This window comes from Fluviibacter sp., from assembly GCF_057744235.1.
Genome location: NZ_JBIJFP010000033.1, coordinates 1 through 4,193 on the forward strand (window position 1 = coordinate 1; position 4,193 = coordinate 4,193).

Below are 4,193 nucleotides of genomic sequence, written 5' to 3' on the forward strand. Positions count from 1 at the left end.
GTCAAGTAAACACCCACACCTATCGGTTGTCTAATTTGTTAAAGATCAGTTCCGCTAACTTCAACTCAACGTCGCCGTCAGCAGAGAAGCGAGACTATAGCAATCAAAAATTACTCTGTCAACACTTTTCACTACGAAATTTAATTTTGGGATCCAAAACCGAATTTCAAGCCCCTGAAGTGTTGTTCCTCATCCACAGATTCGGATCACGTCAGGAGGGGGCGAACTTTACACACTGTTTTCGCGGGGCGCAACCCCCTGCGGCCACTTTTCTTCAAAAAGCCTGCAAACAGGCGTCAATCCGCCTTTTCAGGATTTCAGGCCACGCTCACCCGGGCGAACTTACGCTTACCCACCTGCAGTACCACCACCGTACCGGCAGCCAGCTGCAGCGCCTTGTCGGCCACCTTCTCGCCGTCGGCACGCACGCCACCCCCGTCAATCTGGCGGAAGGCTTCCGACGTACTGGTCACTAGACCGGCTTGTTTTAGTGCCTGGGCCACGCCCACACCCGCCCCCGAAGTCTCGATCGTCATTTCGGCGATATCGTCCGGAATGCCGCCCTGGCGGAAGCGGTTCTCGAAATCCGCCAGCGCATCCTTGGCCGCTTGCGCGCCATGGAAGCGACCTACCAGCTCGTCGCACAACAACACCTTGATGTCACGCGGATTCCGCCCGCCGGCGATCTCTTCCTTGAACTTGGCAATCTCGGCTTCGCTGCGGAACGACAGCAGCTCGAAATAACGCCACATCAGCACATCGGACACCGACATCAGCTTGCCGAACATCTCATTCGGTGCATCGGTGATACCCACGTAGTTACCCAGCGACTTCGACATCTTGTTCACGCCATCCAGGCCTTCCAGCAGCGGCATGGTCAGAATGCACTGCGGGCTCTGACCGTAATGCTTCTGCAGCTCACGCCCCATGAGCAGGTTGAACTTCTGATCCGTCCCCCCCAGCTCGATATCGGCCTTCATGGCCACCGAATCGTAGCCCTGACACAGCGGATAGAGGAATTCGTGAATCGCGATCGGCTGGTTATTACCGTAGCGCTTGGAGAAATCGTCGCGCTCCAGCATGCGCGCTACGGTGTTCTGCGCCGCCAACTTGATCATGCCGGCCGCACCCAGCTCGTTAAACCAGCTCGAGTTAAAACAGATCTGCGTCTTGGCCGGATCCAGAATGCGGAACACCTGCTCCTGATACGTCTTGGCGTTTTCTTCCACCTGCTCGCGCGTCAGCGGTGGGCGGGTGGTGTTCTTCCCGGTCGGGTCACCAATCATGCCGGTGAAGTCGCCAATCAGGAACATCACCTGATGCCCCAAATCCTGGAAATGACGCAGCTTGTTGATCAGCACGGTATGGCCCAGATGCAGATCGGGTGCCGTCGGGTCAAAGCCCGCCTTCACGCGCAGTGGTTGGCCTTTCTTGAGCTTCTCGACCAGCTCGGCCTCCACCAGCAGTTCGTCCGAACCGCGCTTGATCAGCGCCAGCGCATCCTTGATATGTGGTTCCAAAATACGACTCCGAAAACAGATTGCCGCGCCCACCGGCGAGACAACAGCTTTGTTAGACTGCAGTTGTAATCAATCGGCACACATTTTACCCAACCCACAGGGGAACCGGCTTGAATTCTTCCGCGAGTAACGATCCGCACCCGTCCAGCGCAGACGCGCGCCACTTCATCGGCCTCATGTCAGGCACCAGCCTGGATGGCGTCGATGCTGTCCTCATGCGCCAGGACGCCAGCACGGGTGCCCGCATGATACTGGTCGGCCATCACTTCATCGCCATGCCCTACGGCCTGCGCCAGGAGCTTCTCGCCCTGCAGAGCCCGCAAGAGAACGAACTGCACCGCAGCCAGATCGCCGGCCAGGCGCTGGTCGAGTGCTACGTGCAGGCCATTGCTGCGCTCCTGCAAAAAACAGGCATCGATCCTGCACAGATCGCCGCCATTGGTGCCCACGGCCAAACCATTCGTCACCAACCCGCCAGCGGCTACTCGATCCAGCTCAATGCGCCGCATGCACTGGCTGAAGCCACCGGCATCACCGTGATCAGCGACTTCCGCCAGCGCGACATTGCTGCCGGCGGCCAGGGTGCGCCGCTGGTCCCCGTGTTTCACGCCAGCGTCTTTAATCAGGCACGCCAGAAAGGCGGCTGCATCATCGCCAACATCGGCGGCATGGCCAACCTCACCTACCTGCCCCCTCCCGGCTCCGAGGCTCGCGTCACCGGCTTCGATTGCGGCCCGGGCAACGTGCTCATGGATGCCTGGGTGGAGGTGCACACCGGCGAACGATTTGACCGCGATGGCAACTTTGCCGCCAACGGCACCGTCAACGCGGCACTGCTCGCCCAGCTGCTCACACACGAATTTCTGGTCGCCGCGCCGCCCAAAAGCTGCGGTCGCGAGCAATTCAATCTGGAATGGATCCGTGCACAGGCCGACGCCCACTTGCTCAGCCCGGAAGACGTCCAGGCCACACTCCTGGCCTTTACCGCCCGCACCCTGGCCGATGCCGTCCGCCATCATTGCGGGCCGGCCGTCGAACTGCTGGTCTGCGGTGGTGGTGCCTATAACCCGCAACTCATGCAGGCCCTGGCCAATGAGTTGCCGGACATGACGGTGGACACCACCGCCCGCTACGACATGGACCCCAGCATCATCGAAGCTGCGGCCTTTGCCTGGCTGGCGCAGCGGACCCTCGATGGTTTACCGGGCAATCTGAGCGCGGTCACTGGTGCCGCCGGCCCGCGCATTCTGGGCAATATTACGCCCGCCTGAGACCGAACGAGTGAGGCGGAGCGTCTGGAAGGCCCGGCGCTCAACGACTACAAAAAGCGTCGAAATCGCGCCAAACCTTCCGCACGCTCCGCTAGGAACCTACAGCGGATTTGCGTTTGGATGAGTCAGAGTGCTAGGCGCCCTGCGCGCAACGACCGAGACATATCTGGTAGATAGGCGAGTGAGTGAGCACAGCGCAACAACGCAATCTGCTCAGCCCAGACGCAAATCAAACAGAGAACGATGAGCCGCAACCGCAGGTGGACGTCGCATTCGGATTGCGAATCACAAACTGCGAACCCTGCAGCCCTTCGGTGTAATCAATCTCGGCACCCACCAGATACTGGTAGCTCATCGAATCGATCAGCAGCGTAACGCCGCCCTTTTCAACGGGCGTGTCGTCGTCGTTGACGTCTTCATCGAAAGTAAAACCGTACTGGAAGCCCGAGCAGCCGCCACCCGTCACGAACACGCGCAGCTTGAGGTTCGGGTTGTTTTCTTCGGCGATCAGATCACGCACCTTTTCAACGGCGGCATCGGTGAACGTTAGAAATTCTGTAGAAACTTCTGCGACTTCAGTCATGGCAATACTCCAGCAAAACAGTCAGATACCTTATTTAAGCACAAAGCCCGGGAAATAAAACCCCTAAACAACCAAGGGTATGTAGATCACCGTCACAGCCCATCAGGGCAGCACCGGCACCTGGTTAATACCTGTGGTCTCATCCAGCCCGAACAGCAGGTTCATATTCTGCACCGCCTGCCCCGCCGCCCCCTTCACCAGGTTATCGATCACGGACAGAATCACCAGCGTATCGCCACCCTGCGGACGATGAACGGCAATGCGGCACACATTCGAGGCGCGCACCGAACGGGTTTCCGGGTGCTTGCCGGCCGGCAGCACATCGACAAAGGCCTCGCCCTGGTAGCGATCCTCGAACAGCTTCTGGAAATCGGCTTCCTTGGTGATACGCGCATACAGCGTGGCATGAATGCCGCGAATCAGCGGTGTCAGGTGCGGCACAAACGTCAGTCCTACCTCTTTGCCGGCGGCCACCGACAAGCCCTGACGAATCTCTGGCAGATGGCGGTGGCCCGACACGCCATAGGCCTTGAAGTTATCGCCGGCTTCGGCAAACAGCGTATGTACTTCGGCCTTGCGCCCGGCGCCCGACACGCCCGACTTGGCATCCGCCACCAGCGAGCTCGTATCCACCACCCCCGCCTCAATCAGCGGCAGGAAACCCAGCTGTACGGCCGTCGGGTAGCAGCCCGGGTTGGCGATCAGCTGCGCATTCTTCACGGCGGCGCGGTTGATCTCCGGCAGGCCGTATACGGCCTTGGCCACCCAATCCGGGCTCGCATGCGTCATGCCGTACCATTGCTCCCAGGTCGGAATATC

At 59.6% G+C, this 4,193-nt stretch carries 4 protein-coding genes; 1 reads left to right on the forward strand and 3 read right to left on the reverse strand.

Translation table 11 applies throughout. The features are described from left to right. Positions 1–317: 317 nt before the first annotated feature. Positions 318–1,520: a tyrosine--tRNA ligase gene (tyrS, locus tag AC3GOJ_RS09900; protein WP_488237305.1), complete on the reverse strand. Its 1,203-nt coding sequence runs from the start codon at positions 1,518–1,520 to the stop codon at positions 318–320. A 110-nt stretch (positions 1,521–1,630) separates the two neighbouring features. Here tyrS and AC3GOJ_RS09905 point away from each other — a divergent pair, with 110 nt between their 5' ends. Beyond that, entirely contained in the window at positions 1,631–2,791 is a 1,161-nt protein-coding gene (locus tag AC3GOJ_RS09905; RefSeq protein WP_488237306.1) for an anhydro-N-acetylmuramic acid kinase, read from the forward strand. 229 nt (positions 2,792–3,020) lie between these two features. On the opposite strand, the gene erpA is transcribed toward AC3GOJ_RS09905, so the two are convergent. Both erpA and argC read right to left on the reverse strand, forming a co-directional pair. Next, on the reverse strand, positions 3,021–3,374 hold the full coding sequence (erpA, locus tag AC3GOJ_RS09910) for an iron-sulfur cluster insertion protein ErpA (RefSeq protein ID WP_488237307.1): 354 nt from the start codon (positions 3,372–3,374) through the stop codon (positions 3,021–3,023). A gap of 102 nt (positions 3,375–3,476) precedes the next feature. Continuing rightward, a partial coding sequence (gene argC, locus AC3GOJ_RS09915) for an N-acetyl-gamma-glutamyl-phosphate reductase (protein ID WP_488237308.1) occupies positions 3,477–4,193 on the reverse strand: 717 nt, incomplete at its 5' end.